This is a genomic window from Brevibacterium paucivorans (genome assembly GCF_016907735.1).
In the GTDB taxonomy this organism is placed as follows: domain Bacteria; phylum Actinomycetota; class Actinomycetes; order Actinomycetales; family Brevibacteriaceae; genus Brevibacterium; species Brevibacterium paucivorans.
Window position 1 is genome coordinate 320,761 of the sequence record NZ_JAFBCP010000001.1, and the last position, 26,680, is coordinate 347,440.

Genomic DNA, 26,680 nt, shown 5'->3' on the forward strand with positions numbered 1-26,680 from the left:
CTTAGTGCATAGACTGGCTGTATGACAAAAGATACCGCTTCTTCGACCGCATCTAACGACCAACCATTGGCAGACCGCGTCAACAACCGTTCGCGTAGGCCAGCGACCAAGGCGTTCCGCGATTTTGTTGCAAGCGGATGGGACCGCACGCCCATGCCGGCACAGCCCATGGAGGTTGCCCCGTTCGCGCGTGAACGGCGTGAGGCCCTGTCGCAGGCTTTCCCAGGCGAGCGCCTGGTAATTCCAGCAGGTGGTTTGAAGGTTCGTTCCAACGACACTGACTACCAATTCCGCGCGCACTCCGCGTTCGTCCACATGACCGGTTTGGAAATGGATTCCGAACCCGACTCTGTTCTGGTTTTTGAACCTACGGAGACCGGCCACGACGTCACGTTCTACTTCCGTCCCCGCGCTGGTGCAGACACGGAGGAGTTCTTCGCGGACTCCCGGTATGGCGAATTCTGGGTGGGCCCCCGTGAGGATTTGGAGTCCATGGCGGCCAAAACGGGAATTGCGTGTGACAACATCGCGGTGGCTTCCGATGCGTTCACCAAGGACTTGGGTTCAATTTCGGTGCGTGTGGTCCGTGGCGCGGACACTGCAGTCGATGCGCAAATCGACCAGGCTCGGTCGCAGGTTGGCGCCGACTCTGACGTGTCTGCGGCCGGTGATGATGAGCTGGCTCAGACGCTTTCGGAAATGCGCCTCATTAAGGACGAGTTTGAGATCGGCCAGATTCGCCACGCGGTCGACGTGACCCGCGATGGTTTCGACCATGTTGTGAAGTCACTTCCTCGGGCTATCGAACATGAGCGCGGTGAACGTGTGATCGAGACGGCGTTTGAGCTGGCTGCGCGAACCGACGGCAACGGGGTCGGCTACGACACGATCGCTGCGTCCGGTAACCACGCGTGCACGCTTCACTGGATTAAGAACACCGGCCAGGTGCGTGACGGTGACCTGGTGCTTGTGGACGCGGGCGCTGAAGTGGACACGCTGTACACCGCTGACATCACCCGCACCCTCCCAGCTAATGGAACGTTCACCGAGGTTCAAGCCAAGATCTATGACGCGGTCCTCGAAGCCTGCGAGGCTGCGTTCGCGAAGGCCGGCGAGCACGTCCAGCGCCCGGTGAAGTTCTCTGAGGTCCACGACGCTGCCATGCACGTCATTGCCCACAAGCTCGAAGAGTTCGGCCTGTTGCCGGTCTCAGCTGAGGAAGCGTTGAGCCCGGAGGGTCAGCAGCACCGCCGGTGGATGGTTCACGGGACTAGCCACCACTTGGGTCTCGACGTGCACGACTGCGCCCAGGCGCGCGCGGAAATGTACACTGACGCGCACCTGGAACCAGGCATGGTGTTCACGATTGAACCCGGCCTGTACTTCAAGAATGAAGACCAGTTGATCCCAGAAGAGTTCCGCGGAATTGGTGTGCGCATCGAGGACGACATCCTGGTGACAGAAAACGGTGTCGAAAACCTCTCAGCGAACTTCCCGCGTACGCGCGCTGAAATCGAGGAGTGGATCCGTGGGGCTCACGGCTGACTTTTCGCTCACCCTGCCCGCTGGTGTGCGAATGGGGTGTGCCGAGGTTCCTGGCGGTCTGTCAGGAACCTCGGTGTTGCTGTTACCGCCCGGGTCCACGGTGGGTGTTGATTCCCGAGGCGGAGGCCCGGCCACGCACGAAACGAACATTTTGGCACCCGGCACCTTGGGTTATGGGGCTGACGCCGTGGTTCTCACCGGTGGTTCTGCATTGGGGCTCAGCGCCGCCCGAGGTGTCCAAGACGCGCTTGCAACCTCCTCCATTGGCTGTGAGCCCCTCCCCGGGATCCGCGTGCCTATCGTTCCTGCGGCCGCTGTTTTCGACCTCGGCCGAGGTGCCTCCCAAGCACCCGACGCGGACACTGGCGCGGCAGCCACGCGGGCAGCGCAAGACAGTGACGGGGCGTGCCGTGGTTCGGTGGGTGCTGGTTTGGGTGCGTGGACCGGCCGGGGATTCGCCCGAGGCGGCACCGGCGTTGCGTCCGTGTCCACCTCTGAGGGGTGGCGGGTGACGGCCGTTGTGACAGCCAACCCCATGGGGTCGATTTTTGACTCCCGTGGCCAGCTCTACGCCGCTGGGGTTTTGGCGGGTTATGGCATTGAGGTTCCAGCCGTCCCTGCGGAGGCGCTTGGTGAGCAGGTCGAGCGCGCACAGGCACTCAACGCTTCAGCTACCAACACCACGATTGCATGTTTGATCACGGACGCGCCTCTAACGGACGCGCAGGTGACACGTGTCGCCGCCAGTGCGCATGCGGGGCTGTCACGTGCGATCTACCCGTCGCACACATTGTTTGATGGTGACACGATTTTCGCCGCTTCCGTGCCTGCAGCTGATGCGGACGCTTCGGCACTCAACGACTACACGTCACCTGCTCTGACGTGGCTGGGTGCGGCGGCGGCCGATGCGATGGCGTTGGCGTGTATTGACGCGGTGTTAAGTGCGGATGCGCAAGAAGAGTGGGGCCCAATGGCTATCCCCGCGGTGCGTCAGTTCGCGCCTGACACGGTGTCGGCGTGGGAATCGGCCAGAAACTAGCGTTTGCTTAAGAGCGCCCGTGCTTCGTTTGCTTTCATGGGGTCGCAGAGCAGTTGAAATTCGTTTGCCACGACTTGCGGGCGTGCGATGACCTTGTTCTTGCGCCCCATGATTGCGCGACTCACGATTCCCCACAGCATTCCCAGTCCAATACCGATAATGACACCGGGTAGCAGGGCGCCGGAGCTGAGCGAGTCTTCACCTGAAAAGAACGACATGAGCAAGCCGAAAAGCAGACCTAGCCACGCACCCGTGAGTGCGCCTCGCCCGGCAGCTTGTGCCCATGAGGTGATTCCCATAACGGTTTCGACGATCCGGACATCTGATCCCACGATCGACAGCGCACGCACGTTAAAGCCGTTTTCAGCAAGATACGAGATCGTGGCCTGGGTTTCTTCGCGGCTACGATAGGTACCTAGTACTTCGCCCGTGGGCATCACGTTACGTTGCATGCTCATACCCCCATTATGGTGGTTCTGCTGGGCAGATTAAATCACCCGCAGTCAGGCGGTAGAGTTGAAAAGACCTATGAGGAGGTTGTTGTGGTTGACCGCGATGCGGTGATGAAAGCCCTGAGTACCGTCATAGATCCCGAACTGCGCGTCGATATCGTCACGCTGGGGATGGTGGACGATGTCACCATCGATGCTGGTCACGTTGAGGTGACCGTCCTTCTCACGATTGCCGGCTGTCCGCTTAAAGACACGATTACCCGTGACACTGAACAAGCGGTTTTGGCAGTCGAAGGGGTCGCCGAGGTGACGGTCCACTTGGGTACGATGACCCCCGAACAGCGTGCCGAGCTTCGCAACAAGCTCAAGCGTTCAAACCCGTTTAAGGACAGCCTCACGCGCATTTACGCCGTTGCGTCTGGGAAAGGTGGCGTGGGTAAATCGTCCGTGACTGCCAACTTGGCCGCCTCCATGGCCCAGCAGGGTCTCAAAGTCGGTGTGATCGACGCTGACATTTACGGCTTCTCGATCCCTGGCATGTTCGGGATTACCGGGCAGCCCACCCGCGTTGACGACATGATCCTGCCCCGCGTTGCGCACGGGGTGAAGGTCATGAGTATCGGCATGTTCATTGGCGGTAACCAGGCGATCGTGTGGCGTGGGCCCATGTTGCACCGCGCACTGGAACAGTTCCTCACGGATGTCCACTGGGGCGACCTGGACGTGCTGTTCCTTGACCTGCCACCAGGAACTGGTGACATTGCGATCTCGGTAGCTCAGCTCCTCCCCCAGTCTGAGCTCCTTGTTGTCACCACGCCTCAGCATGCTGCGGCACAGGTGGCACAACGCGCGGGTTCGATCGCCGTGCAGACGTCTCAAAAAGTAGCGGGCGTGATTGAAAACATGTCATACATGACCATGCCCGACGGTTCGACCTTCGACGTCTTTGGTTCAGGAGGCGGCGAGGACGTCGCACAGAACCTTTCGGACACGTTGGACTACCCGGTGCGCGTTCTGGGTCAGGTGCCGCTGGACCCGCCGGTTCGCGAAGGTGGCGACGACGGAACGCCCGCCGTCATTGCGCACCCGGAATCTACCGCGTCAAAAGTGTTCAGCCAGATGGCGCATGATCTGTCCCACCGCTCCCGAGGTCTTTCCGGCCGTTCCTTGGGTGTCACCCCGTCTTAAGTGGCTTCAGTGTCGAAGGGTGCCGGTTTGGTGCGGTCGCGTTTCTTGGCTTGTTCCATGTAACGCTCGACTGGGCTGATACCCACTGCGGTCTGGGTAGGCGTTTCCTTTTGAGTCGGTTGCCCGTCTTCTTCAGCCAACGCTTCGCGGACAATTCGCCGGGGGTCATACTGACGCGGGTCGAGCTTCTGCCAGTCCACGTCGAATTCGTCACCGAAGTCTTCGCGAACCGCACGGCGCGCATCCATGGCTTTGCGACGGAACGTCTTGGCGAACTCGCCTAGCTTTTTTGCGTACTCTGGCATCCGCGACGGCCCTACAACCACAAGGGCCAGGATGATCAAGATGATCATCTCTGTTCCGTTGATGCCAAACATGCCGTCCATTCTATCTACCGTTAGACTTATCCGGAAAAGAACAGGAGGGATGCGTGCGCAATCTGCCAGCCGCTGCACAGTTTGCGGATCGTTTTCACCAAAGTGACGCAGTAATCGATGCGGCACGCTCGCTCGCTTCCGAGTTTCACTGTGCCCCGCTGGGAGCCACGTCCACCCACGTTCTGTCGATGCTCACGCGGCTAGCCCGGCCCGCCTCGGCCATTGACGTGGGAACGGGAACCGGAGTGTCAGCGGTCACCATTCTTTCCGCGATGCCTCCAGGCGGAGTCCTCACCACGATCGACACCGACCCGCAACGGCAAGCAGTTGTTCCTGAACTTTTCGACGTGGCCGGGATTTCCCGGCACCGCGCCCGCATGATCACGGGCCAGTCGCAGAACGTGCTCTCCCGCTTGGCTGAAAAGTCCTATGACTTGGTGTTTTTGGACACCGACCCGGTGAACCACCTCGAAATCTTCCCTATGGCGCTGAGCAAACTCCGCGCAGGTGGGGTGATCGTGGTCAACAACGCGATGGCCGCCGGAGCGGTAGCCAACCCTGCAGACCGCTCAGCGACGACCTCGGCGACCCGCAGGATGCTCACGTACGTGTCCGAGGTGCCCAACACCGAACGTGTCCTGTTACCTGTGGACGCGGGCCTGTTGGCGCTCATCCGTGCGGACTGAGCGGGCACAAAAAATCCCGCGGAAGACCGCGGGAAATTCTGCTAAAAAAGCCTGACGGTTACTGACCCAGAGCTTCGTTCAAGGTTTCAGCCAGGTTCTGTGCTTCTTCCTGACTGACCTCAATGACCAGACGTCCGCCACCTTCGATGGGGAGACGGAGAACCAGGCCACGGCCTTCTTTCGTCACTTCGAGGGGGCCGTCACCGGTGCGTGGCTTCTGAGCTGCCATGAAGAATCCTTTCAATCACGAGTTGTGCTTTTAATTATCCACCATCAGGCGTGCTTGTGCATACACGATGTCACGAACGCGCTTTTACGGTGGCGAACTGAACGAGCCACCCAAACTCCAAAGCGCGGTCACCCACCAGATTTGCAAGAGCGCCGACGCCACTACAACGACCCACCGCAGAGTCCACGACGATGGTCGCGCAATCACGAGAGCCAGCGGGAAGAGCGGGAGCAGAAGCCTAAACGTCGACGTCTGTGGTGTGAAAAACAGCAAGAGGTACACGGAGTAGCCCAGGACGAACTGGCGGTTCTCGTGCCCCATCGCTTTACCGGGTGAGGTAAATAGGATCACTCCGGCCACGGCCAGGAGCGCCAGGAACACGACGATACCCAGTGGCCCGGCCATGTGGTCCGCGCGATCGATCCACTGCACGAACAGGTCAGAGTGCCCGGTCCAGGCGGATTCCGTCGATGTGTACGCGTCAAACTGGCCAGTTTTCCACCACGCGAACGCAGGGTGCAGTAGGGCCGCAACACAGCTGAGAATGCCTAGGGTCCACGAGGTGACGACTTCGCGTTTGGGATAAGGTTCCGGGCCCAGCCAGCGCCACAGCAGGTGGATCAGCATGAAGAATGAAAAGCCCACACCGATGGGCCGTGTCACGTCCATGAGGACAACTACGGGGATGGCGAGCAGATAGCGGCGCTGGGCGATGAGCAGCAGAGCAAGGGCAAGGAAGAGAATCGCCATGGCTTCCGCATAGCCTGCCATGAGGGTCGCGGTCGCCGGGAACACCAGGAAGAATGCGAGCCCAGTGAGCGCTTGAGCAGGGTCAGCGAACTTCCGGAACAGGTACAGAATGACCACGGATGCGGCCCCCGCGCACACCACCGAGGTGATGACCGCCAGAGTCTTAAACTCCAGTCCGGTTATAGAGCTCAAGGCGCCTACCAGCCAGGGGTACAGCGGATAGAACGCCCATGCGTTTTGTGCCACGGAGCCGTCTTCTCTGAGCGGGAGTGGGGTCGGGTACCCGTCTTTCCATATCCGTTCGTACCAGCCAGCGTCCCAGAAGTTGAGGTACTCGATGACGCTGGGCCCGTCGGGGCCATTCCACGGAGTTTCGCCTTGGTGTTGTGCCGCGCTGGCCACAATCGTAAGCGTGAGCAGCCTCGACAAGGCATAGACGACAAGCGCCTGAACCCACACGGGGGTTCGCATCAGGCGGGTGGCCACAGCGTCACGTGTCACTTGTCACGGGCCGTTTTCTTCACGCTGGCGGACATTGCGCGGGAACTCTTTGACACCTCGGCGGAACCTTTTTTCGACTCCCGTGGCTTCGCTGAGGCGCCGGGCTCCCCTGCTACGCCGGGCTCACCTTCGAGGTCACGAATACGGTCCTGCAGCCGCGTGACATAGGCGTCGACGTCGTTGCGGCTGTACCCGAACATCGCGGGGGCGAAACGGGGGTTGTCATCCGTTTCATCAAGCTCCGACAGTTGGTCGGTGTTCTGGGACATGGGTGAGTCGAACAGTCCCATAGAACCTGCGACAGCTACGGCTAGCACGGCAAGCGCGGCGATGATTCCCAAAAGTATCCACATGATTAGTTCACCTTTGAGTGCGGGCCAATCCCGCTCGTCACCGCGGCGACGGCTTCTTCAGCAGTGTCCACCACCGTCACGTAGTCGAGATCGTTTGCGGAAATCGTTTGGTTCGCCAGCAGCTGTTCACGGATCCACTCGATGAGCCCCGACCAGTACGACTTGCCCACGAGCACGATCGGAAATGCCAACATTTTCTTGGTCTGCACCATGGTGAGGGCTTCAAACAGCTCATCGAGTGTCCCGAACCCACCGGGGAGCACCACAAAGCCGTGGGAGTATTTTAAGAACACGGTCTTGCGGACAAAGAAGTACCGGAAGTTCATGCCGATTTCCACGTACTGGTTCATGCCCTGCTCGAACGGCAACTCAATACCCAGCCCCACCGAGGTGCCGCCCACCTCGGTTGCCCCACGGTTACCGGCCTCCATGAGTCCGGGGCCACCTCCCGTGATGACCGCGTACCCGGCCTTCGCAATTCCGGCGGCCACGTCGCGTGCGCACTGATACTCCGGCGTGCCCTCACGCAGGCGGGCGGACCCAAACAGCGAGATAGCCGGACCCAGCTCGGCTAGCGAGCTAAAACCTTCGACGAACTCCGCTTGGATGCGGAGCACGCGCCATGGGTCTTCGTGGAGCCATGACACCTCGGACTGCGGAGCCAGGAGTCGTTGATCTGTTGTGGTGGTTGGGACGTGGCGCCCTTTGAAGTACATGGGCCCTTTGCGGTAAACATTCTGGTCGGTCACGAGTCAGCCTCAAGAAATGCGTGGAGTTTCTCAACAGCCGTGATGATATCGGAAACGGGCACCTGTTCGTCGGCGCGGTGAGCGTACAGCGGGTCGCCGGGACCGTAGTTGACTGCTGGAATGCCCAGTTCTGAGAAGCGCGCAACATCGGTCCAGCCCAGTTTGGGTTTGGGCTCCTGCCCGACGGTCTTCACGAACTCAGCGGCCATGTCCTGGTTCAGACCGGGGCGAGCACCCGGCGACACGTCTGTGACGGTGACGTCGTAGCCGTCGAAGAAGTGACGCAGGAACTGTTCCGCGTCGTCCACGGTTTTCGACGGTGCGAAGCGGTAGTTGACGGTGAGAACACATTCGTCAGGGATGACGTTGGTTGCAACGCCACCGGTGATGCCCACAGCTGAGAGGGATTCGCGGTAGTCCAGCCCGTCAACGGTAATGGTGGGCGCGTCGAAGTCAGCGAGTTGAGCCAGTGCAGGGGCGATCCCGTGGATCGCGTTGACTCCCACGAACGCGCGTGCTGAGTGGGCGCGCACACCTGTGGAGCGCACTTCCACACGGATGGTACCGTTGCAGCCGCCTTCGATTCCGGCGTTTGACGGTTCACCCAGGATGGCGAAGTCGCCGTGGAGCCAGTCTGGGTGATTGCGCGCGACCCGCCCCAGCCCGTTGAGTGAGGCGTCGACTTCTTCGTGGTCATAAAACACCCAGGTGATGTCGTATGCGGGCTGGCGGAGAGCGGCGGCCACGCACAGTTGCATGGCGACGCCTGACTTCATGTCGCAGGCCCCGCGACCGTAGATGATGTCATCACTTTGGGTGGATGGCACGTTGTTTTCAATGGGTACGGTGTCCAGGTGTCCGGCGATGACGATCCGCTGCCCCAGGTTCTGGTGTGTGCGAGCGACGATCGTATCTCCGTCGCGCAGGAGCTCTAGTTCAACACCGGTGTCGCTGATGTGTTCGACAGCCGCGTACACAGAGTCGGCGATTGGTTTTTCGTTGCCCGACACGGATTCGATGTCAATGAGTTCGCGCGTCAGGGCTACTGGGTCTGCCAAATGTGGGATGAGCCGTGAAACATCAGTCATGTTTGTTAAGCCTACCTGCCTGACTTTCGCGTGGCCGTTAAGGTTGGTGTTATGAGTTCGTATATTTCTGCCACAGGTGTGGCGACCAAGTATCAGGACACGACGCTTGCTGTGTGGTACCCGGCTCCCGTGGTTGAAGACACGGAAGAAAAAGCCCAGAGTGCCGCGGAGGTTGCTGTTCAAGATTTGGACTTGAGTCCTTTGACTGGAACGGACCCTGTCCGAGGTGTGTCTTCCGAGATCGTGACCGTCACCGTTGCGGTGGATGAGGCTCCGCAGGGCGCCGAGGACGCGTACGTGCGCCTACACGCGCTGTCGCACCGTTTGGTGCGCCCTAATGAGGTGAATGTGGATGGCATTTTCGGGCAGTTGGAGAACGTTGTGTGGACGTCCCGAGGTGCGTGCTCGCCTGAGAATTTCGAGGCTACGCGGGTGCGTTTGCAGGCAAGTGGGCCGGTAGCAGTGTACGGGATCGACAAGTTCCCTCGTATGACCGACTTCGTGGTGCCGTCTGGCGTGCGCATTGCCGACGCCGACCGTGTGCGTATGGGCGCGTACCTCTCCCCCGGAACGACTGTCATGCACGAAGGTTTCATCAACTTCAACGCGGGCACCTTGGGTGCTGCGATGGTTGAGGGACGCATTTCGCAGGGCGTCGTCGTGGGCGATGGGTCTGATATCGGTGGTGGGGCTTCCATCATGGGCACCTTGTCAGGTGGTGGAAAGTCCAAGATCACGATTGGCACCAAGTGTCTTTTGGGTGCTAACGCAGGTATCGGGATCTCGCTTGGCGACAACTGCGTTGTCGAAGCCGGCTTGTACGTGACTGCAGGTACCCGCGTCACTCTGGAGGACGGAACCGTCGTCAAGGCATCAGAGCTGTCTGGACAGAGCGATATGCTACTGCGCCGAAACTCCGAGTCCGGTGCCGTCGAGGCCCTTCCTCGCACCTCGGGAGTTTCTCTCAACCCTGACCTGCACTAAGAAGAACACAGTCGCGGCCAGCTGGAGGATACTCGCGCATACCAGCGCGAAGTACCCTGTAGCTGGCCGTGTTGTTTCCATGCCACCGATTGGTGTGCCGTCAGGTGTTTGGCCGTCCCACATCAAGATTCCGTTGGTCACCGCATCTGCCAAAGTAAGCGTTACTATTAGCAAGAGCAGAGTGCTTGCTGTAGCGAGAATGGCTGGAATAAGGGGCCTTTTATAGGTGAGCGCTACGAGCGTCCCGATGGCAGGGAGCACAAAGATGGCGATAAGGATCAGGACCGTAAGCGCGTTGATGTCGTCAAGCAGACGCAGTGGGGTGCCTTGCGGTCCAGTCCACACTGCCAGATGAAACGTGCATGCAATTATTCCGGCTGCGATGGATACGAGTAGACAGCCGATACCGATCCACTTGAATGTTTTCATTTTCGTTTCTGCTCCGCTTCGTTAAGAGTTCGTTGTTTTTACGCTCTCACTTCTGGAGTGTCAGAAGGTGTTGGGCGTGTGCTTGTTTAGCTACACGGGGGTTCGGTCACGCTATGTGCGGAGGGCGGGTTGCAGGTTGCTGGGTGGCCGGATTGCTGGGGGTTTCTCGCGGCCGAGGTGCCTCGTTGACGGGAGCTCACTGACAGGGGCTCGTTGACGGGGGCTTGCGTTCTTGGTTCATCTTTCATGATCAGAAGGCGCCAAGCGAGTGAAACGGCGCGTTATATTGCGCAGTTTCGTTCGCTTTGCGCCATCATGCTCGGTTTGCGCGATTTAGTCTGGTGCGCTGCGAACGGCTAGAAGTTCGAACCAGCCTGCCTCACTCCCCCTAAAGCAGTAGTGGGGGCCGTGACTCTCACTAGCGAGCTTCGAGCTAACGTCCACAACGAGCTTCGCCGTTTTCTCAGCAGCTGAATGCGTTTCACTGAGTGCTTTTCGCGCCCGCAGTCGAGCGTTCGCCGTGCCCATGTCTGCTCGCTTGTCGTCACTAAAACTCAGCGCCGTTCGTCGCCACCGCAGAGCGTTTGTGGTGTCTTCAGCTGGATGCCTTTGGGTACCCAACTGAACGCGTGTGGCTTCTTTGACTGAACACTCGTTCGAACATAAATCGAAACAAAACGAACAAAACCCTTGACTCTTGCATTCGAATACAAATAGAATAGAAGCACGCAAGGAGGTGAAACCACATGACCACAACAGATCACCATGTATGCAATGACATGTATGACGGGCCGGCTGTTGAACTATTCGAAACAGTCAAAACCACCACACGCCTCATGGACGAAGCGCGGGTGAAACAAGCAGAAGCAGTCGCTGCGTTGATGAGCGCCCACGTGGCACCGTTGGGTGATTTCACTCATGGTCTACATGCGGTGTTTACCTCCAACCCGGGAACAGGACCACTGGTTACTAACGGGAAAGCAGGGCAAAGCTCTAATGCGGGTAAGGTTTCACGCTCAGCTTCGGGGTCGTCTTCTGCTTTCGGGCCAGCTGCTTCTCATGCGGGTGCTCGGGTTGTTTCTGCGGATGGTCCGCCTGCCAGTGTTGGTATTGACGATGTGGTGGCGTGTGTGGTGTTGCCTTCGGGTGAAGTGTGCACGGTTGCCAGTGTGGAGCGCGTACCAGAGGAACTACCTGCCCCGACTGAAGGGGTGTTGGCGAAGGTTTTGGATTGTACGCGTGCCCAGGTGGTGACCCAGGTGCGGAAGATCATGACGGCTGTGGTGCTCATGCCCAAACTCTGGTCGTTAGCTAAACAAGGCGTGATCGGGTTTGACCGGGTGTTGTACACCGTTGGCAGGGTGGGTCGTGCTGGGGTGTGTATCCCGGTGTTTGATGAAATGCTCACCAGTAAACGGGTAGACGTGTCATGGAAAACCTTTAGACGGCACGTGGCTGAAGTGCTCGCTATGCTCACTACCCCTGAAAGCCGTAGTGAAACGGCTAGGCGTCACCGGTCAGTGTCGTACTGGGTCAATGATGACGGGACAGCAACCCTGAGTCTTACTGGGCCTGTGTTGGAGATGGAAGCGTTTTATCAGCGTGTACGCGGGACTGCCAGAGCGATCATGTCGAACCACATAGAACCCTTTACTGCCACGTTAACGGATGAACAACAAGCCCTGTTCATCACCGAAAACAACGGGGAAACGGCCGAGGTGCGGGTTGGTGATTTGGGTCGGGTTGAGGTTGATGATGACCGGCTGATGGACCAACTGACCCTGGATCTGATCACCGGGGCGAAACCCTCAACAACGCTACGTGCCCGAGTGACCCGGACAGGCAAACAAACACCGATCAAAGTCACCACCGTGCCGGTTGATGTCGAACACGCCGGGGCAAAATCTGGGGCTACACGCGGTGTTGAGATCGTGCGCGAAGACGGCACACAAGCCCAAACCAGAAACGCGGCAGGCGCGCAAGCACAGGGCGGGAACGCTGCTGGTCCTAACGCAAACAGTGCTTTCGAGGCGGGGATTCCCGCTGCTGACGCGAACGGTGTTGATGTTTCTGGTGTGGGCGATGCTGATGGTTCGGTGTGGACTGACAGGCGTGAAGCCCGTCAGGCTGAGGACGTGTATGAGCTTGAGTTGTGCGTATCCATGCCTGAAAAAGAAGAATGGCTGAAATCCCAAGCCAGCATTAACCTCACAGTCCCGGTACTGCACTTCCTCATGAACAACCCACCACCAGGCACGGAGGGAATACCTGAGGAACAGAGATCTAAGAGACAAAGATCCGGAAAAGCCCCCGGGCCAGATGAACACAGACCCGAACAACAAGATCCTGGAAGACACGAAACCGAAGATCGACAATCCGGAAGAATCCACGAATCCAGAAAACAAAGAACCGAAGAACAAGTATTTGAGCACCAAGGGAGTAGCGCGCCACCGGGCGTTGGTGACCCGCCGGGTGATGGTTCGGGTAGTGAGTTTGATTTTGGGTTGCCTGTCAGGGTGGACCCGGGTGCGCATGCGCCGGTGATGATGAATGGTCGGGTGCCGTTAGACGCTAAGACCGCTGATGAGGTGATCGCTCAGGCGAAGTGGGTGTACCGGATGTTCACCGACCCTAAGACCGGTGTGGTGTTGGAGTCTGCGCCGACGAAGTATTACATTCCCGCGGCTTTGAAGCGCATGGTTGAGGCTAGGTATCCTTTTTGCAGTGTCCCGTGGTGCGCGGTCCCTGCCAGGGTGTGTGAAAAAGACCATATCGAACCGTTCAACCACAAAGACCCCGAGTCGGGCGGGTTGACGGTGATGGAGAATTTGCACTCGTTGTGTAAGCGGCATCATCAATTGAAAACCCAGAAACGACTCCGCGTCGACAGGATGGATGACGGTTCCCTGGCGTGCGTGTTCCCACGGATTGGTGCCATGCTGGTCTACCCACCAGAATCCAGGATCAACCAATACCAGTACGAACGGTTAATCGAGTACTTCGACACCGGTGACCAAGACATCAGCCACACCATTAATGAGTACCAAGCAACAGAACAAGCAAGCACTCATAGCCAGGTACCCAACCCAGAAACACCCGCCCAAACTGACAGGGGCACTGGTGGGCAAACTGCCGGGGTGTCTTTCGGGTATGACCCCGCGGTCGCTGACGAGTACGCAGTCGCAGGGCAGGTGTTCAACGGTGACACCCGCCCATGGGAACCCAGCGAAGAACCACCACCATTCTGACCGTCACCATTCTGACCACGGCCACTCTAGTCAGCGGCCTTGCAAGCAGAACGCAGTGACCGGGACCTTCGAAACCTGGGCCCAAAACGAACTACTCCCCACCGGCTGACAGCTGACTTTCAGCAGTCCAACCAATGGAGAGCAACTCAGAAGCCCCAACTAAAGGAGCCACTCATATATAAGAGCTATTCAAAACCAAGGCAACTCACATGGAGACTGCCCAGGCGAAAACAAACGCAGCTATTAGCGTTCTTCAACCGGCACGTAGGACCGCTGAGGCGAACCGGTGTACACCTGACGCGGGCGCCCGATCTTGGTCTCTGGGTCCTGGATCATTTCGTGCCACTGCGCAATCCAACCAGGCAGACGACCAGCAGCGAACAAAACCGTGAACATGTCGGTGCGGAAGCCCATTGCCTTGTAGATGAGGCCGGTGTAGAAGTCCACGTTCGGGTACAGGCTACGCGACACGAAATAGTCGTCCTTGAGCGCGATCTCTTCCAGCTTCATGGCCAGGTCCAGAAGCTCGTCGTTCCCGCCCAACTTCTCCAAAATGTCGTGCGCAACGCTCTTAATAATGGCCGCACGTGGGTCGTAGTTCTTGTACACGCGGTGACCAAAGCCCATCAGGCGCACACCCTGTTCCTTGTTCTTCACGCGTTCCATGTACTTTTCGGCACCGTCATCGGACTCGGCGATCTCCTGGAGCATCTCCAGAACCGCGGAGTTAGCACCACCGTGAAGAGGACCAGACAGCGCACTCACACCAGCGGAGACCGACTGGTAGATGTTAGCCTGCGACGATCCCACCAGACGCACCGTCGAAGTAGAGCAGTTCTGTTCGTGGTCGGCGTGCAAAATGAACAAAATGTCAAGCGCCTTAACCAACAGCGGGTCTGGCTCAAAGTCCTCTTGCGTTGGAAGTGCAAAGTGAACCCGTGCGAAGTTCTCCATGGGCGACAGGTTGTCCGACGGGTGAACCACAGGCACTCCCGAACGGCGACGTGATGCAAGAGCGGTAATCGTAGGCATCTTCGCCATCAGGCGGAGCATAGAAAGTTCAACCTGCTCCTCGTCAAAAACGTCCAGGCTACCCTGGTAAAAAGTCGACATGGCAGAAATCGCGCCAGACACCATGGACATCGGGTGCGCGTCATACGGGAACGCCCGGAAGAACTCACGCATGTTGTCATTGACAATCATGTGGCTTGAGTACTTAGCGGTGAACTCTTCCAACTGCTGAGCGGTAGGAAGCTCACCATAAATCAACAGATATGAAACCTCAATGAAGCTCGACTTCTCAGCAAGCTCCTCAATAGGGTATCCGCGGTAGCGCAGAATTCCTTCGTCACCGTCGATAAACGTGATCTTAGAAGATGACGCCGCAGTGGATGTGAAGCCAGGATCGTATGTGACAGTTCCGGTTTCTTTGAGAAGCGAGCCAATTCGCAAACCTTCCGTGCCCTCTGTTGCACGTACACGGTCGAGTTCAAGCTCCTTCTCACCGACAAGAATTTTGCCGTCTGCCACCATTATGTCTCCTTAAAGGGTTCACATCATTGCATTCACAGGCTACCCCTTTTTGTGAGTCTGCACTAAGTCGTACCGTATTTCGTTGGAGGTCAGACACGTACCTGACCAGAGCCTTTTCGTTCGCTTCAGTTGCTCAGGCGCTCAGCCGCTGTACGAATCGTGTCGTCCGATCCAGTCAGAGCAACACGCACGTACTGGGCACCGCCCTCACCGTAAATAATGCCCGGCCCAGCCAAAATACCCAGATCAGCAAGGTCTGAAAGCGTATCCCAACAGTCATCACCGCGCGTACACCACAGATAAAGACCAGCCTCGGAATGATCAATTGTCATTCCCCACGCCTCAAGCGCAGGCTTCAACAGGTCACGCCGAGCACGGTACGTCTCCTTTTGCGCCACCACGTGCTCTGAGTCCTGCAAAGCTGCGATCATTGCCGTCTGCACTGGCCCCGGAACAATCATTCCCGCATGTTTACGCGTGTTCGTCAGGTCCGCAATCAAACTCTGATCCCCAGCGACAAACGCAGCCCGGTACCCCGCGAGGTTCGACTGCTTCGACAGCGAATACACACTGAGCAATCCCGTGTGGTCCTCCCCCGCAACGGCAGGCTCAAGGATCGACGGCGCTTCTGCTTCCCAATTCAGCAACGCATAGCATTCGTCACTGGCGACAACAACGCCAGCGTTCCGAGCTGCCTCGACAACCTTCCGAAGCGTCGCTTCGTCCAACACACGTCCCGTCGGGTTTGCTGGCGAATTGAGCCACACCAGGCCAACACCGTCAAGCGAAGCCCCCTCGGCGATCTCATGCGCATCGAGCTGACGGAACTCCACACCTGCGATCGTGGCGCCCATGCGGTACGTGGGGTATGCAAGAGACGGCCCGGCAACAGCCAACCCCAGTTCTTTCAAGCCCAACAAGGTGGGCAACCACGCAACCAATTCTTTTGATCCAACAGTGGGCAGAATCGCATCAGGCGCGACTTCCACACCGCGTGAACGGGAGTACCAGTCCGCTATTGCTTCACGCAACTGTGGTGTACCGGCTGTTGTGGGATAACCGTGTGAATCGGCCCCTGCTGAAAGGGCGTCCTGAACGACCTGCGGCGTGGGGTCAACGGGCGTTCCAATAGACAAGTCACACAGACCCCGTTCTTCTGCCCGTGCTTTAAGAGGAGCCAGCTTGTCCCACGGGTACGCTTCGAGGTGGCGACCGTACTGAGTGAAAGTCATGCTACTGCTGGGGTGGTAGAGCCGCGATGATGGGGTGGTCGGTTCCGGTGTTCCCTACACCGGCAGCCCCACCTGGCGATCCGATTTCGTCGAAGAACTCCACATTGGCCTTATAGTATTCGGCCCACTGTTCAGGAACGTCGTCTTCGTAGTAAATGGCTTCAACTGGACATACGGGTTCGCACGCACCGCAGTCCACACATTCGTCAGGGTGAATGTAAAGTGAACGAGCACCTTCATAAATACAGTCCACGGGGCACTCATCGACGCATGCCTTGTCCTTGAGGTCGACACACGGCTGCGCGATTATGTACGTCACGGATACCTCCTGGTTGTATGGATACTTAATAAGGTTACTCCTACGCACGTACTTTTCCACACTTGAAAGGGCCTCCATGTTTTCACCCGGCACACGTGTTGTTGTGAGATACACAGACAACGGCTCTTTGACCGACGCTCTGGGCGAGGTCCTCGAAACCACACCAACACACCTCCGCATCGCTACCAAGCGCGGGCCCGTCGACGTGCCCAAGGACGCGATCGAAACTGGTCACGAGATTCCCCCGGCACCTACCCGCCCCGGCAAACTCCACGAAATCGTGAGCGCAGAAGACCTCCGCAAAGTCGCCGCCGCAACGTGGTCGCCTCGGGAAATCGCGTGGCTACACGCCGACAACCTCGCCTCCGAACTTCGTGGCGAAGACCCCAAAGTGCTCTCAGGTTGGCTACTGCGGTCAGCGCCGGCCACCTCGGCAGTGAACATCTCGGCATCTAACACCTCGGCGGCGGCCAACAGCGCCCTCCCCCTAGGTGACCCCGGCATGCCAACCCAGGAGGCACTGTCCCTTGCCGTCACCTGGCTCAAAGAGCGAGGCAGCACGCCACACATCCTCATTCACACCCAGGCCCATTCCAGTGAGCTCAGCCCCGCAAGTCAGCAGGTTGCCCCACTTTTGCGTGGCGAAGGATTCGTCCCATCCGAACCGGTAACCACGTTTACCGCGCCCACCGCGGAACTCGCTCAATTGCGTGAACCGGATGGCGAAATCGTCGAATCCGACACTCCCGCTCCCCTGCACTACGCGGTGTGGGGCATCGAAGAATCGGCGCGCGAGGAGTACAGCCACCTGGTTTCAAGCGCACCCCAGCACCGGATACTTTCGGCCATTGCGACTGGCCCGGACGGTACACAGACCATGGTGGGTGCGGCGCGCGTTGCGTTCGCGATGAAGTGGGCCGTTCTTTCTCACCTAGTCGTTCACCCGGACTCGCGGCGCGCGGGGGTTGGTAGCGCGCTTGTCACGGCGTCTGCGCGGCTTGCCCAAGCCCGAGGTGTCCGGTCGCTCATGTACGAAGCTCCCGACCGCGAGCGCTCCGACTTTGCCCACTCATGTGGCATGAGCGAACACCACCGCGTGTGGATGGCGCAGCCGGCGAGCGAGTGAGGGAGCCCCGGGGTCAGTGAGCTGTCCCGGTCACGATTTACCAGAACAGGTTTGCCCTTGTTGTTCTGAGTACTCTCGGTAGAACGTATCGCGTGTGGCTGGCTGGTCCTTATTACGGTCCTTGATGACTCGGTAGGTAAGGACAGACCCGCCGTCGAGCGACGGATAGGACACGCACCGACTGCCTGATTCTTCCTTGGGCGGAAGGCCCGCTGTCACATTCCACCGGTCCGTCGTGGAGAGCTCCACGTCGAACTGTTTGGTGCCGTGGATTTTGACGTGCGTCTTGTTGTCATTCACAAATGACTCAATCACGATGGGTTTGTCAGTTGTGTTTGCGAAAACAAAGTTGGTTCGCGTGTTAACGATGACATCTCGGCCATCCGGGTACACGGACGGGCGCTGTGCTCCTCCATGCTGTTCGCGGATCTCGAGCCCCGCTTCTAGCGCAGCGTTAAACAGGGTTGTCGCAAGTTGTGAGTATGGGCCACTTCGCGAGTCATCCTCTACGCCACCCAGAACCGTTGGTTCAGGGAAGGGTTCGTACCCCGGTTCCGCCCAATAGGGCCCCACCGCCGCGTTGAAGTCGAACGTTTCACCCGGCTTAACAACCGTGCCTGATATCTTCTTTGCCACATGCTCAAGCCGTGCATTACGCTCATCGTTCTGCGGGTTGTCTGTTGCGAACTGCGCAATTACGTCTGGAAGCTTCATCGCTTCAGCATCCTTAGTGCTGAACTGAGCCCTTTGGTCGCCTACTCCAACGGAGGCTGTGTTGTCCGGCGACGAAATCGCTTCCCGCACCGCACGTGTGAGCTCGGTAGAGTCAACGCTCACACCGTCCTGCGCGGGTTTCACAACGGGTTTTCCATCCGGAAACTCGAAACGCGCATTGACAATGTGATCACCAACGCCAGGATTTTCGTCCATGACAGCGTTGCGAAACTCTTCATCGCGGAAACACAGCTCGAGCTTGTCGTTGAAATAGCCGAACCGGCGAATAAGCTCAACAGGAATACGGAGCGTCTTCCCGCCACCCGCTTCGAGCACAACGTCTTTGTCGCCCAATCCTTGATCAATCTCGTACGCACGCGCTGACGCTTCCGCATCGCTAACGTCTGCGTTGATCATTTTTGTGGGCACTCTGAGAGTGGTCGACCCTTCTGCGTGAGCTTCCAGGATTGCTTTTTTCACCTCGGCAGAATCCACTTCCAACCCATCTTCAGAATTATCAGATGAATGAACGCCGCGAGGAGTGAAATACACCGTAGCGTTAATCGTTTCGCGACTTAACTCATGGGCTATGCGGTCAGACGTTTGAGCGAACTTCTCGTCGTCAATGCGCTTAATCAGAGCTACATTGCCTTCGTCGTATGTGGCCTTGATCCGCTTGACGATTGTCACCGGATTGAGCGTGAAGCCTGCGACCTGCCGCGCAGTGGCATCCGCATCGACAGTGATCCCCAAGTCCTCAGCTGAGACACTCGTATCACCATAGTCTCCGTCCGCGAACACAAAAAACGAATCTTCTCTGGCGTTCTCTTTAATGGTTTGCACAACCTCGTCGTAGCTCATCCCGCCGACGTTATGAGAAACAACGCGCGTGCCGTCCAGCGCGTGACGCGTCAAGAAAAACGCGATAACTACATACGCCACAACCAGGATGCAACACACAAGGCCGATCCTGTACACACGCTTCTTGTCCATGAACGCTTCGCCACCTTGCCCCTGCAATGTCCGCGGCCCTGTGCCGGCCGGGCCGTGTTTGTCCTACATCAAACACTACGGTGAGGACCGCCCCAGGACACCGTACCCACGTGCCAAGCCGGCAACATGCGTTACAGCATGCGCTACAGAACGCACCAGTCAGCCAGACACCCACGAACGCGTCAGCTTTCTTACGAGCACGTCACACGGTGAACAGGGTTATACACCGTCACAAAGTCATCCTTTTTGATGACCTTCCCGCTGCCGTGTTCCTTGATGGTGCGGAAGATCTTAATCGACCAGCCCTGGCGCGGCGACTGTGGTTTACACGTGCTACCGGAACCCTTGATGGTCGACGGTGACGTGTACGCGAACCGGCTCGAGGCATCCGCTTCAACGTCAATCGTCTTGACACCCAGCACCCGCGCGTGGACCTTCCCGCCTTCCAGGTACATGTCCAACACCACCGGCTTGTCCGTGTTGTTGGTGAACTTCAAGTCGATCGACCGGTAGTCCAGCGTTGTTTCGCGCCCTTCCGGGTAGCGTGAAATGTAGCGTGAGTGAGCCTTGTGCTCGTCCAAGTCAAAGCCAGCGAAGAACGCGGCGTTAAACAGCGTGGTGGACACCTGCGAGACTCCCCCACCGAAGTCCTTCTTCATCTGCCCACCAGAGATCACACCGGCTTGTTTATATCCGGCCGAGGCGGTCCTGGGTCCCAGTGTCTTGTTGAGGCTGAACTGTTCCCCAGGCTGGAGTACCGTGCCCGAAACTGCCCGCGTTGACACCTTCAAGTTGGTGTCACGGGCCGGGCTCGAGGAGTACGGTGTCGCGAAGTCTGAGATGGTGTCGGACAGGTCGAGTTTCTCTGCGTCCTCGGTCGAAAAGTCCGCCGGTTCCGCCCCTAACGTAATGGCAGCACTGCGATCGTCAGCACCGATCGCGTCACGCACAGCCTTGGCGAGCTCATCCTTGTTCACTGACACACCGTCGCGGGACGGAACAACCTTGGGTTTGCCGTCCACAAACTCGAATGACGCGTCGCGTCCCGCTTCACCCACATCCGGGTTGTCGTTCATGACTGTGGTTCGGAACCGCTCGTCAAACGTGAGTTCACCCGATTCGTTAAACGACCCGTGTTTAGCGATCGCCTCGGGGGTCACCGTGAGCTCTTTGCCTTCTTCGACGTCTCCTTCGACGTTCAAAGTGACATCGTCTTTCAGGGCAGGTTCGGCGACTTCACGCTTGACCTTTTCAGCGTCCTCAGTGGTGAAATCGGGTTTATTCACCTCGTCTTTGACCGTCACAGCGTCTTCCACAAGCCACTGTTCACGGATGCCCTGCACCACTAGTTCAGGGGCAACCTTCGTCCCGTCTTTTGACGGGGTGAGCTTCACCGACTTCTTTTCAAAGGCCAGCGTTGCGCTTTCTGGTTCCTTTTCGAGGTTTTTAGCAACCGCCCCCGCCGAGGTCGTCAACCGTGAGTCATCGACCTTCAGCTCTGGGGGTTGGTCAGTGCGATTGTTAAACCGCTCGTAGAGTGTGACGGGGTTGAGAGTGAAACCGGCGACCTTCTGCGCGCTGGCTTCATAGTCGACGCCTACTCCCGCGTCTTTGGGCGACACCTTGGTGTCCCCATTTCCGGACTCGACCTTAACTGCGATGTCTTCGTCAGCCTTGTCCTTGAGCGCTTCTTCCAACACACCCGGAATCTCCTCAACCGATTTTCCTGCGACGTCAACACCGGCAACGCTGGTTCCGGCAAGTGCTGCCCGGGAGGTCAAAAAGGCGACAACGAGGTAGATGAGCGCGAGGCCACACACTCCAATGCCTACAAACTTAGCTACCCGTTTCATTCTTCTCCTTGCGCACAACCGGTGGTTGAGACTTTAACGACGGCAGTGTAAATGCCATAATCCCAGCAATCACCATAGGCGCAAAGAGCCACACTACGGACCGATAGAAATTCGTTATAAGAAGATCCTGCCCAGGTAAGAATCCACGCTGTCCCAGAATGAAGCTTCCAATGGAGATGACCACACCGTGAACCACCACCAATAGGGTCGAACGGTGCGACACTGCGACGTGCCACGTGCTAGCGATCAGCATAGCCACGGCAAGGACGAGCCCCCACGGGACAATGACCGCTTGACCGTTGAGGTTGAGTGCACTCGCGTTGAGGTGCTGCAGGGTGCCCAACACGCACACAAGCACGGCCACCAAAACGGTGTGGAGCGTGTCGGCGACCCAGCGACCAACGGACTTGCGCCCGGAGTCTTCTGGCACTTCCTGCGACGCGCCTGCACTCGCACCTTCGTGCGCCCCACTAATCCCGCTGTGAGTGGCCGCCACCTCGGCAGACCCGGATTCCGAAGGAATCTCACGACGGTGTTCCTGCGCATACTCCAACAGGTCATGCACAACGGGCCCCGCGTAATCCGGTACGGTGAAATGTTCCGTATCCAGAATCTTCTGACCCACGTCGTTGCTGAGCGCGCAAAACTCACCGGCAACCGTGATCTGGGTGGCGTGCGCGGCCATCGCCATCGCTTTGGCACCCAAAAATTCCGACACGTCCTGCTCCACCGCAACGGGGTACGCCGCCGCTACATACGGCACCTTCGTTGCCGCGCTGAACCCCGTGAGGTCAAACCCTGGAGCCTGCGGATCGAACGCGTCAGCGGAAACTTGCGCAGGCACCTCGGTATGTACGACAGGCGGCGCGCCAGCCCCCAACCGCCGCAACGCTTCATGCGTGGCATCGTGGCATCGCACATGGTCTGGGTGGCCATAGCCGCCACCGGGCCCATACGTCACAACCAAGTCTGGGCGCACGTTACGGATCACCGCACCCACATAATCGGCGACCTCGGCAACGGTGGCACTGCACAGTGCCTCCGCCGGCATGTGCGCCGGCGCAACCGCGTGCCCGTGGGCTCCCCATTCCATCCCGGAGTCTTCAAACCGCCGAGGTGGCAAACCCGTCCCATCGACAGTCCGTTCCTCGCCCAAGAAGTACGCGCCCGAAACTCCCAGCGCCGAAGTGGCTTCTGCCAGCTCGCGCTCCCGATGTTCAGCCAGCCCGGGACGGTCGCCGAACAAGTGGGCGTGGGTTTCACCGATCACTTCCCCACCCTCACCCCGGGTAGCGGTCAGGAGCACTACGGAGGCACCTCGGGCCGCAAGCGAAGCCATGGTGCCACCCGTCATGATCGACTCGTCGTCGGGGTGAGCGTGGATAAAGAGAACAGTGGTCATGAGTTTTGGCGACGCTTTTGGTTCGCGGCCTTCTGACGTTCCTTCTGATCGAGGATAACTTTGCGGATACGCACGATCGACGGCGTGACTTCGACACACTCGTCGTCGTTTGCAAACTCCAGGCTCTCTTCAAGTGTGAGCTTGCGAGGTGGCACCAAGTTTTCGAACGAGTCAGCCGTGGCCGAACGCATGTTGGTGAGTTTCTTTTCCTTGGTGATATTGACGTCCATGTCGTCCGCGCGGGAGTTTTCACCCACAATCTGGCCCTCATACACCTCGGAGGTGGGTTCTACGAAGAACGTTCCACGTTCCTGCAGGTTGATCATGGCGTACGGCGTCACCGCACCAGCGCGGTCAGCAACGAGCGAACCAGAGGTGCGGAACTCAATCTCACCAGTCCACGGAGCGTAGCCGTCGGAAATGGAGTTCGCGATTCCGGTTCCCCGTGTCTCGGTGAGGAAGCGGGTACGGAAGCCGATGAGACCTCGGGCAGGTACCCGGAACTCCATGCGAACCCAGCCGGTCCCCTGGTTGTTCATGGTCTCCATGGAGCCCTTACGTGCCGCCATCAGCTGTGTCACGGCACCCAGGTGTTCTTCTGGAACGTCGATGGTCATGTGTTCCATGGGCTCAGACAAAACGCCGTCAATCTCACGGGTCACCACTTGAGGCTTGCCCACCGTGAGCTCAAAACCTTCACGGCGCATCTGTTCAACCAAGATCGCCAGAGCCAGTTCACCACGCCCCTGAACTTCCCATGCATCGGGACGGTCCGTGGGAAGAACGCGCAGGCTCACGTTACCTACCAGCTCCTGGTCAAGGCGGTCCTTCACCTGACGTGCAGTCACCTTGGTGTTCTTTTCACGCCCAGCAAGTGGCGACGTGTTGATACCGATAGTCATGGAGATCGCCGGTTCATCCACCGTGATAGGTGGCATGGGACGTGGGTCTTCCAGGTCGGTAATGGTGTCACCGATCATGATGTCGGGAATACCTGCGATAGCGATGATGTCACCAGCAGAAGCTTCAGTCGCGGGGAACCTTTCGAGACCCTGGGTTTCCAGAAGTTCTGAGATCTTGGCGGTTGAAATCGTTCCGTCGTTGTGTACCCAACCTACCTGAGCACCCTTCTTCAGCGTTCCACCGTAGATACGCAAGAGAGCCAGACGTCCCAGGAACGGTGAAGCGTCCAGGTTCGTCACGTGTGCTTGCAGAACACCGTCGTCGTTGTACGCAGGGGCGGGAATGTGTTCAAGGATAGTCTTGAACAGTGGCTCGAGGTTTTCACTGTCTGGCAGATCACCGTTGGCCGGCTGTTCGGTTGATGCGCGACCGGCCTTACCTGAGGCGAAAATCGTTGGGAAATCGAGAACAGCGTCGACGTCGAGGTCTGGCACTTCATCCGACAGGTCGCTTGCGAGTCCCAAGAGCAGGTCTTGAGTCTCTTCGATGACTTCGTCGATTCGAGCGTCGGGGCGATCTGTCTTGTTGACCACCACGATGACAGGCAACTTGGCAGCCAGGGCTTTACGGAGAACGAATCGGGTCTGTGGCAACGGACCTTCTGAAGCGTCAACGAGCAACACCACACCGTCCACCATGGACAGGCCACGCTCCACTTCACCGCCGAAGTCGGCGTGCCCAGGGGTGTCGACCACGTTAATAATGATGGGCTTGCCCTGTGCAGACGGCCCGTTGTACAACACCGAGGTGTTCTTGGCCAGAATCGTGATTCCTTTTTCCTTTTCCAGGTCGCCGGAATCCATCACGCGGTCAGAGTAGTCCCCGTGGTCACCAAAAACACCCGTCTGTGCGAGCATTTGGTTCACCAGTGTGGTCTTTCCATGGTCGACGTGCGCAACGATTGCAACGTTGCGGCGATCCTCACGGCGTGATGTGTGGGTCATAAGGTCCCTAACTGATCGATGTTCAGGCGCACATTCGCACCCAACCGACCATTATACGATCCGCAAACCGCCGTTCGCGACTGTCTCGAATTAGTAACAAATCATTGAAACTGCAAATTCAATGTGCACAGCATCACAGTTTTCTGACGTAGACTGTCGATACTTCCGGACGGGAATCACGCATTGTGAGGCCCCGCATGTATGGCATTCAAGCAGTGCCTACGGATTCTTCATGGCGAAAAGCCTGAGAGATAAGGAGACAAGATGAAAAAGCGCTTGACAACGCTGGGAGCAGCTCTCGGTGTATCAGCGCTGCTACTGTCCGCGTGTGGCGGTAGCGGTGGCAACGGAGACGGCGGCAAAGAAGGCGGCGGCTCCCCCGTAGAGGTTTCTGGCACCAAGGCCAGCGACACGTATGAAGGCCAGGAGGGTGGCGAGATTACGTTCGCTGGATGTAACCCTCAGGACCTCCTGATTCCTGGGTTCACTCAGGAAACCTGCGGTGGTGACGTCCTCGACTCGATTCTGGTTGGCCTGACCGAAGTCGACCCATCGACCGGTAAGCCACGTTTGGCAAACGCTGAGTCAATCGAAGCTAACGACGAAAACACCATGTTCACCGTCAAGCTCAAGGACTGGAAGTTCGACGACGGTTCACCTGTCACAGCTAAGAGCTACGTCGACGCGTGGAACTGGGGAGCAAACGGTGCCAACGGTGCCAAGCAGCAGGCCTTCTTTGGTCCTGGCTTCCTCGATGTAAAGGGCTACGACAAGATTGCTGAGTCCAAGGACAAGGGTGCAACCATGGAAGGTCTGAAGGTCGTCGACGACAAGACCTTCACGGTTGAAACTACCAGCGCGAACTCACTGTTCGAAACGATGGTTGTTCACAGCACCTACATGCCGCTTCCTGAAGCGTTCTTCAAGGACCACGAAGCTTATAGCAAGAAGCCTATTGGTAACGGTCCATTCAAGCTGACTGAGTACAAGCAGGAACAGCAGATCGTTCTGGAAAAGAACACTGACTACCAGGGTGAAGCGAAGGCTCACGTCGACAAGCTCACCTTCAAGATGTACACCGAACCAGGTGCAGCTTACGCCGACGTTGTAGCCGGAAACGTTGACTACGTCGACGCAATTCCGCCAGACGCTGTTGCTGGTAACAAGTGGCAGACCGACCTGGGTGAAGGTCGCTGGCAGCTTGGACCATCGACTTTGTGGAACGGCTACTCGTTCCCTCAGTACGACGAAAAGTTCAAGGATCCTAAGGTTCGCCAGGCAATCTCCATGGCAATCGACCGCCAGGCAGTGACCGACGCCGTAACCAACGGTGAAAACACGCCAGGTACCGCATGGTCGCCTCCGGGCATTGAACCATTCCAGGACGACGTCTGTGGCGACAAGTGCCACGTTGACGGCGAAGCAGCGAAGAAGCTCCTCGAAGAAGGTGGCGGATTCGAAGGAACCCTGACCATCGCGTTTAACAACGATGGCCCTGGTAACAAGGAAGTCACCGAGGCAGTTTGTACCTCGATTAACGAGAACCTCGGAATCGACTGCCAGCCACAGTCCTTCCCAACATTTGCTGAAATGCTCGACAAGATCGACGCTAAGGAAATGACCGGAATGTACCGTTCCGGATGGCAGGCAGACTTCCCATCACCTCTGAGCTACCTCACGGCGTACTACATCACTGACGCTGGTTCCAACAAGAGCGGTTACTCCAATCCAGAAGTTGACAAGATGGCTTCTGAAGTCTTGAGCCAGGACGAGGCTGAGCAGGAAGCGACCTTTAAGAAGATGCAGGAAACCCTTGCAGAAGACATGCCCGTAACACCACTGTGGTACGGCACGCTCCGCTTGGGCTGGTCTGACAAGGTCGTAGCTCCTCAGGTCACGTGGAAGTCGACAATCGACTTCACGACTGTAGGACTCAAGAAGTAGTAACCATTCACTATTCGTGATGGACATTCCGCACGGCGG

Annotated in this window: 23 protein-coding genes; 8 read left to right on the forward strand and 15 right to left on the reverse strand. The window is 58.1% G+C overall.

Going from position 1 to position 26,680, the window contains the following annotated elements:
• Positions 1-21 precede the first annotated feature (21 nt).
• Complete coding sequence (locus JOE56_RS01510) at positions 22-1,545, forward strand: aminopeptidase P family protein (protein WP_204514519.1); 1,524 nt, start codon at positions 22-24, stop codon at positions 1,543-1,545.
• On the forward strand, positions 1,529-2,584 hold the full coding sequence (locus JOE56_RS01515) for a P1 family peptidase (RefSeq protein ID WP_338028597.1): 1,056 nt from the start codon (positions 1,529-1,531) through the stop codon (positions 2,582-2,584). The genes JOE56_RS01510 and JOE56_RS01515 overlap by 17 nt, the downstream gene beginning before the upstream one ends.
• On the opposite strand, the gene JOE56_RS01520 is transcribed toward JOE56_RS01515, so the two are convergent.
• Complete coding sequence (locus JOE56_RS01520; RefSeq protein WP_204514520.1) at positions 2,581-3,042, reverse strand: YflT domain-containing protein; 462 nt, start codon at positions 3,040-3,042, stop codon at positions 2,581-2,583. The genes JOE56_RS01515 and JOE56_RS01520 overlap by 4 nt on opposite strands.
• 84 nt (positions 3,043-3,126) lie before the next feature.
• Here JOE56_RS01520 and JOE56_RS01525 point away from each other — a divergent pair, with 84 nt between their 5' ends.
• Complete coding sequence (locus tag JOE56_RS01525) at positions 3,127-4,224, forward strand: Mrp/NBP35 family ATP-binding protein (RefSeq protein ID WP_293878765.1); 1,098 nt, start codon at positions 3,127-3,129, stop codon at positions 4,222-4,224.
• Here JOE56_RS01525 and JOE56_RS01530 read toward each other — a convergent pair.
• On the reverse strand, positions 4,221-4,601 hold the full coding sequence (locus JOE56_RS01530; RefSeq protein WP_239271800.1) for a twin-arginine translocase TatA/TatE family subunit: 381 nt from the start codon (positions 4,599-4,601) through the stop codon (positions 4,221-4,223). The genes JOE56_RS01525 and JOE56_RS01530 overlap by 4 nt on opposite strands.
• Before the next feature lie 53 nt (positions 4,602-4,654).
• Here JOE56_RS01530 and JOE56_RS01535 point away from each other — a divergent pair, with 53 nt between their 5' ends.
• Positions 4,655-5,287, forward strand: a complete 633-nt coding sequence (locus JOE56_RS01535; RefSeq protein ID WP_204514521.1) for an O-methyltransferase — start codon at positions 4,655-4,657, stop codon at positions 5,285-5,287.
• A 58-nt stretch (positions 5,288-5,345) separates the two neighbouring features.
• Here the strand turns inward: JOE56_RS01535 and JOE56_RS01540 are convergent, their stop codons facing one another.
• The 5 genes from JOE56_RS01540 to dapE all read right to left on the reverse strand — a co-directional run bounded on the left by JOE56_RS01540 (position 5,346) and on the right by dapE (position 8,957).
• The gene (locus JOE56_RS01540) at positions 5,346-5,516 is read right to left on the reverse strand and encodes a DUF3117 domain-containing protein (protein WP_005882039.1); all 171 of its coding nucleotides are present in this window, start codon (positions 5,514-5,516) and stop codon (positions 5,346-5,348) included.
• An 84-nt stretch (positions 5,517-5,600) separates the two neighbouring features.
• Positions 5,601-6,767 (reverse strand): hypothetical protein, encoded by a 1,167-nt coding sequence (locus tag JOE56_RS01545; protein WP_204514522.1) that lies wholly within the window; start codon positions 6,765-6,767, stop codon positions 5,601-5,603.
• Positions 6,764-7,120: a hypothetical protein gene (locus tag JOE56_RS01550; protein ID WP_204514523.1), complete on the reverse strand. Its 357-nt coding sequence runs from the start codon at positions 7,118-7,120 to the stop codon at positions 6,764-6,766. Before JOE56_RS01550 ends, JOE56_RS01545 begins: the two co-directional genes overlap by 4 nt.
• A gap of 2 nt (positions 7,121-7,122) precedes the next feature.
• Positions 7,123-7,869, reverse strand: coding sequence for an LOG family protein (locus JOE56_RS01555; RefSeq protein WP_204514524.1), 747 nt, complete (start codon positions 7,867-7,869; stop codon positions 7,123-7,125).
• A complete protein-coding gene (gene dapE / locus JOE56_RS01560) occupies positions 7,866-8,957 on the reverse strand; it encodes a succinyl-diaminopimelate desuccinylase (RefSeq protein ID WP_204514525.1) in 1,092 nt (363 codons plus the stop codon). Before dapE ends, JOE56_RS01555 begins: the two co-directional genes overlap by 4 nt.
• A gap of 51 nt (positions 8,958-9,008) precedes the next feature.
• Here dapE and dapD point away from each other — a divergent pair, with 51 nt between their 5' ends.
• Positions 9,009-9,941, forward strand: a complete 933-nt coding sequence (dapD, locus tag JOE56_RS01565; protein ID WP_204514526.1) for a 2,3,4,5-tetrahydropyridine-2,6-dicarboxylate N-succinyltransferase — start codon at positions 9,009-9,011, stop codon at positions 9,939-9,941.
• Here dapD and JOE56_RS01570 read toward each other — a convergent pair.
• Positions 9,858-10,370 (reverse strand): hypothetical protein, encoded by a 513-nt coding sequence (locus JOE56_RS01570; RefSeq protein WP_204514527.1) that lies wholly within the window; start codon positions 10,368-10,370, stop codon positions 9,858-9,860. The genes dapD and JOE56_RS01570 overlap by 84 nt on opposite strands.
• 746 nt (positions 10,371-11,116) lie before the next feature.
• Here JOE56_RS01570 and JOE56_RS01575 point away from each other — a divergent pair.
• Positions 11,117-13,618, forward strand: coding sequence for an HNH endonuclease signature motif containing protein (locus JOE56_RS01575; RefSeq protein ID WP_204514528.1), 2,502 nt, complete (start codon positions 11,117-11,119; stop codon positions 13,616-13,618).
• Between the two features lie 243 nt (positions 13,619-13,861).
• Here the strand turns inward: JOE56_RS01575 and JOE56_RS01580 are convergent, their stop codons facing one another.
• The 3 genes from JOE56_RS01580 to fdxA form a co-directional block, all read right to left on the reverse strand.
• Complete coding sequence (locus JOE56_RS01580) at positions 13,862-15,151, reverse strand: citrate synthase (protein WP_102237707.1); 1,290 nt, start codon at positions 15,149-15,151, stop codon at positions 13,862-13,864.
• 125 nt (positions 15,152-15,276) lie between these two features.
• Positions 15,277-16,383: a succinyldiaminopimelate transaminase gene (gene dapC / locus JOE56_RS01585; protein ID WP_204514529.1), complete on the reverse strand. Its 1,107-nt coding sequence runs from the start codon at positions 16,381-16,383 to the stop codon at positions 15,277-15,279.
• Between the two features lies 1 nt (position 16,384).
• Positions 16,385-16,702 (reverse strand): ferredoxin, encoded by a 318-nt coding sequence (gene fdxA, locus JOE56_RS01590; protein WP_102237705.1) that lies wholly within the window; start codon positions 16,700-16,702, stop codon positions 16,385-16,387.
• 103 nt (positions 16,703-16,805) lie between these two features.
• On the opposite strand from fdxA, the gene JOE56_RS11545 reads away from it, so the two are divergent.
• On the forward strand, positions 16,806-17,828 hold the full coding sequence (locus JOE56_RS11545; protein WP_204514530.1) for a GNAT family N-acetyltransferase: 1,023 nt from the start codon (positions 16,806-16,808) through the stop codon (positions 17,826-17,828).
• 30 nt (positions 17,829-17,858) lie between these two features.
• Here the strand turns inward: JOE56_RS11545 and JOE56_RS01600 are convergent, their stop codons facing one another.
• From JOE56_RS01600 to typA, 4 genes are all read right to left on the reverse strand, one after another.
• A complete protein-coding gene (locus tag JOE56_RS01600; RefSeq protein ID WP_204514531.1) occupies positions 17,859-19,535 on the reverse strand; it encodes a VanW family protein in 1,677 nt (558 codons plus the stop codon).
• A 191-nt stretch (positions 19,536-19,726) separates the two neighbouring features.
• Entirely contained in the window at positions 19,727-21,388 is a 1,662-nt protein-coding gene (locus tag JOE56_RS01605) for a VanW family protein (RefSeq protein WP_204514532.1), read from the reverse strand.
• Positions 21,372-22,790 (reverse strand): PIG-L family deacetylase, encoded by a 1,419-nt coding sequence (locus JOE56_RS01610; protein WP_204514533.1) that lies wholly within the window; start codon positions 22,788-22,790, stop codon positions 21,372-21,374. The genes JOE56_RS01605 and JOE56_RS01610 overlap by 17 nt, the downstream gene beginning before the upstream one ends.
• Positions 22,787-24,697: a translational GTPase TypA gene (typA, locus tag JOE56_RS01615; RefSeq protein ID WP_204514534.1), complete on the reverse strand. Its 1,911-nt coding sequence runs from the start codon at positions 24,695-24,697 to the stop codon at positions 22,787-22,789. The genes JOE56_RS01610 and typA overlap by 4 nt, the downstream gene beginning before the upstream one ends.
• A gap of 264 nt (positions 24,698-24,961) precedes the next feature.
• Here typA and JOE56_RS01620 point away from each other — a divergent pair, with 264 nt between their 5' ends.
• Positions 24,962-26,641: a peptide ABC transporter substrate-binding protein gene (locus JOE56_RS01620; protein ID WP_204514535.1), complete on the forward strand. Its 1,680-nt coding sequence runs from the start codon at positions 24,962-24,964 to the stop codon at positions 26,639-26,641.
• Positions 26,642-26,680: the final 39 nt, after the last annotated feature.

Bases quoted from the DNA above. Each gene is read 5' to 3' on its own strand.
- JOE56_RS01510 (WP_204514519.1), top strand. From the start codon at position 22: ATGACAAAAGATACCGCTTCTTCGACCGCATCTAACGACCAACCATTG.
- JOE56_RS01520 (WP_204514520.1), bottom strand. From the start codon at position 3,042: ATGAGCATGCAACGTAACGTGATGCCCACGGGCGAAGTACTAGGTACC.
- JOE56_RS01530 (WP_239271800.1), bottom strand. From the start codon at position 4,601: ATGTTTGGCATCAACGGAACAGAGATGATCATCTTGATCATCCTGGCC.
- JOE56_RS01540 (WP_005882039.1), bottom strand. From the start codon at position 5,516: ATGGCAGCTCAGAAGCCACGCACCGGTGACGGCCCCCTCGAAGTGACG.
- JOE56_RS01550 (WP_204514523.1), bottom strand. From the start codon at position 7,120: ATGTGGATACTTTTGGGAATCATCGCCGCGCTTGCCGTGCTAGCCGTA.
- dapE (WP_204514525.1), bottom strand. From the start codon at position 8,957: ATGACTGATGTTTCACGGCTCATCCCACATTTGGCAGACCCAGTAGCC.
- dapD (WP_204514526.1), top strand. From the start codon at position 9,009: ATGAGTTCGTATATTTCTGCCACAGGTGTGGCGACCAAGTATCAGGAC.
- JOE56_RS01570 (WP_204514527.1), bottom strand. From the start codon at position 10,370: ATGAAAACATTCAAGTGGATCGGTATCGGCTGTCTACTCGTATCCATC.
- JOE56_RS01575 (WP_204514528.1), top strand. From the start codon at position 11,117: ATGACCACAACAGATCACCATGTATGCAATGACATGTATGACGGGCCG.
- JOE56_RS01580 (WP_102237707.1), bottom strand. From the start codon at position 15,151: ATGGTGGCAGACGGCAAAATTCTTGTCGGTGAGAAGGAGCTTGAACTC.
- dapC (WP_204514529.1), bottom strand. From the start codon at position 16,383: ATGACTTTCACTCAGTACGGTCGCCACCTCGAAGCGTACCCGTGGGAC.
- JOE56_RS01600 (WP_204514531.1), bottom strand. From the start codon at position 19,535: ATGGACAAGAAGCGTGTGTACAGGATCGGCCTTGTGTGTTGCATCCTG.
- JOE56_RS01605 (WP_204514532.1), bottom strand. From the start codon at position 21,388: ATGAAACGGGTAGCTAAGTTTGTAGGCATTGGAGTGTGTGGCCTCGCG.
- JOE56_RS01610 (WP_204514533.1), bottom strand. From the start codon at position 22,790: ATGACCACTGTTCTCTTTATCCACGCTCACCCCGACGACGAGTCGATC.
- typA (WP_204514534.1), bottom strand. From the start codon at position 24,697: ATGACCCACACATCACGCCGTGAGGATCGCCGCAACGTTGCAATCGTT.
- JOE56_RS01620 (WP_204514535.1), top strand. From the start codon at position 24,962: ATGAAAAAGCGCTTGACAACGCTGGGAGCAGCTCTCGGTGTATCAGCG.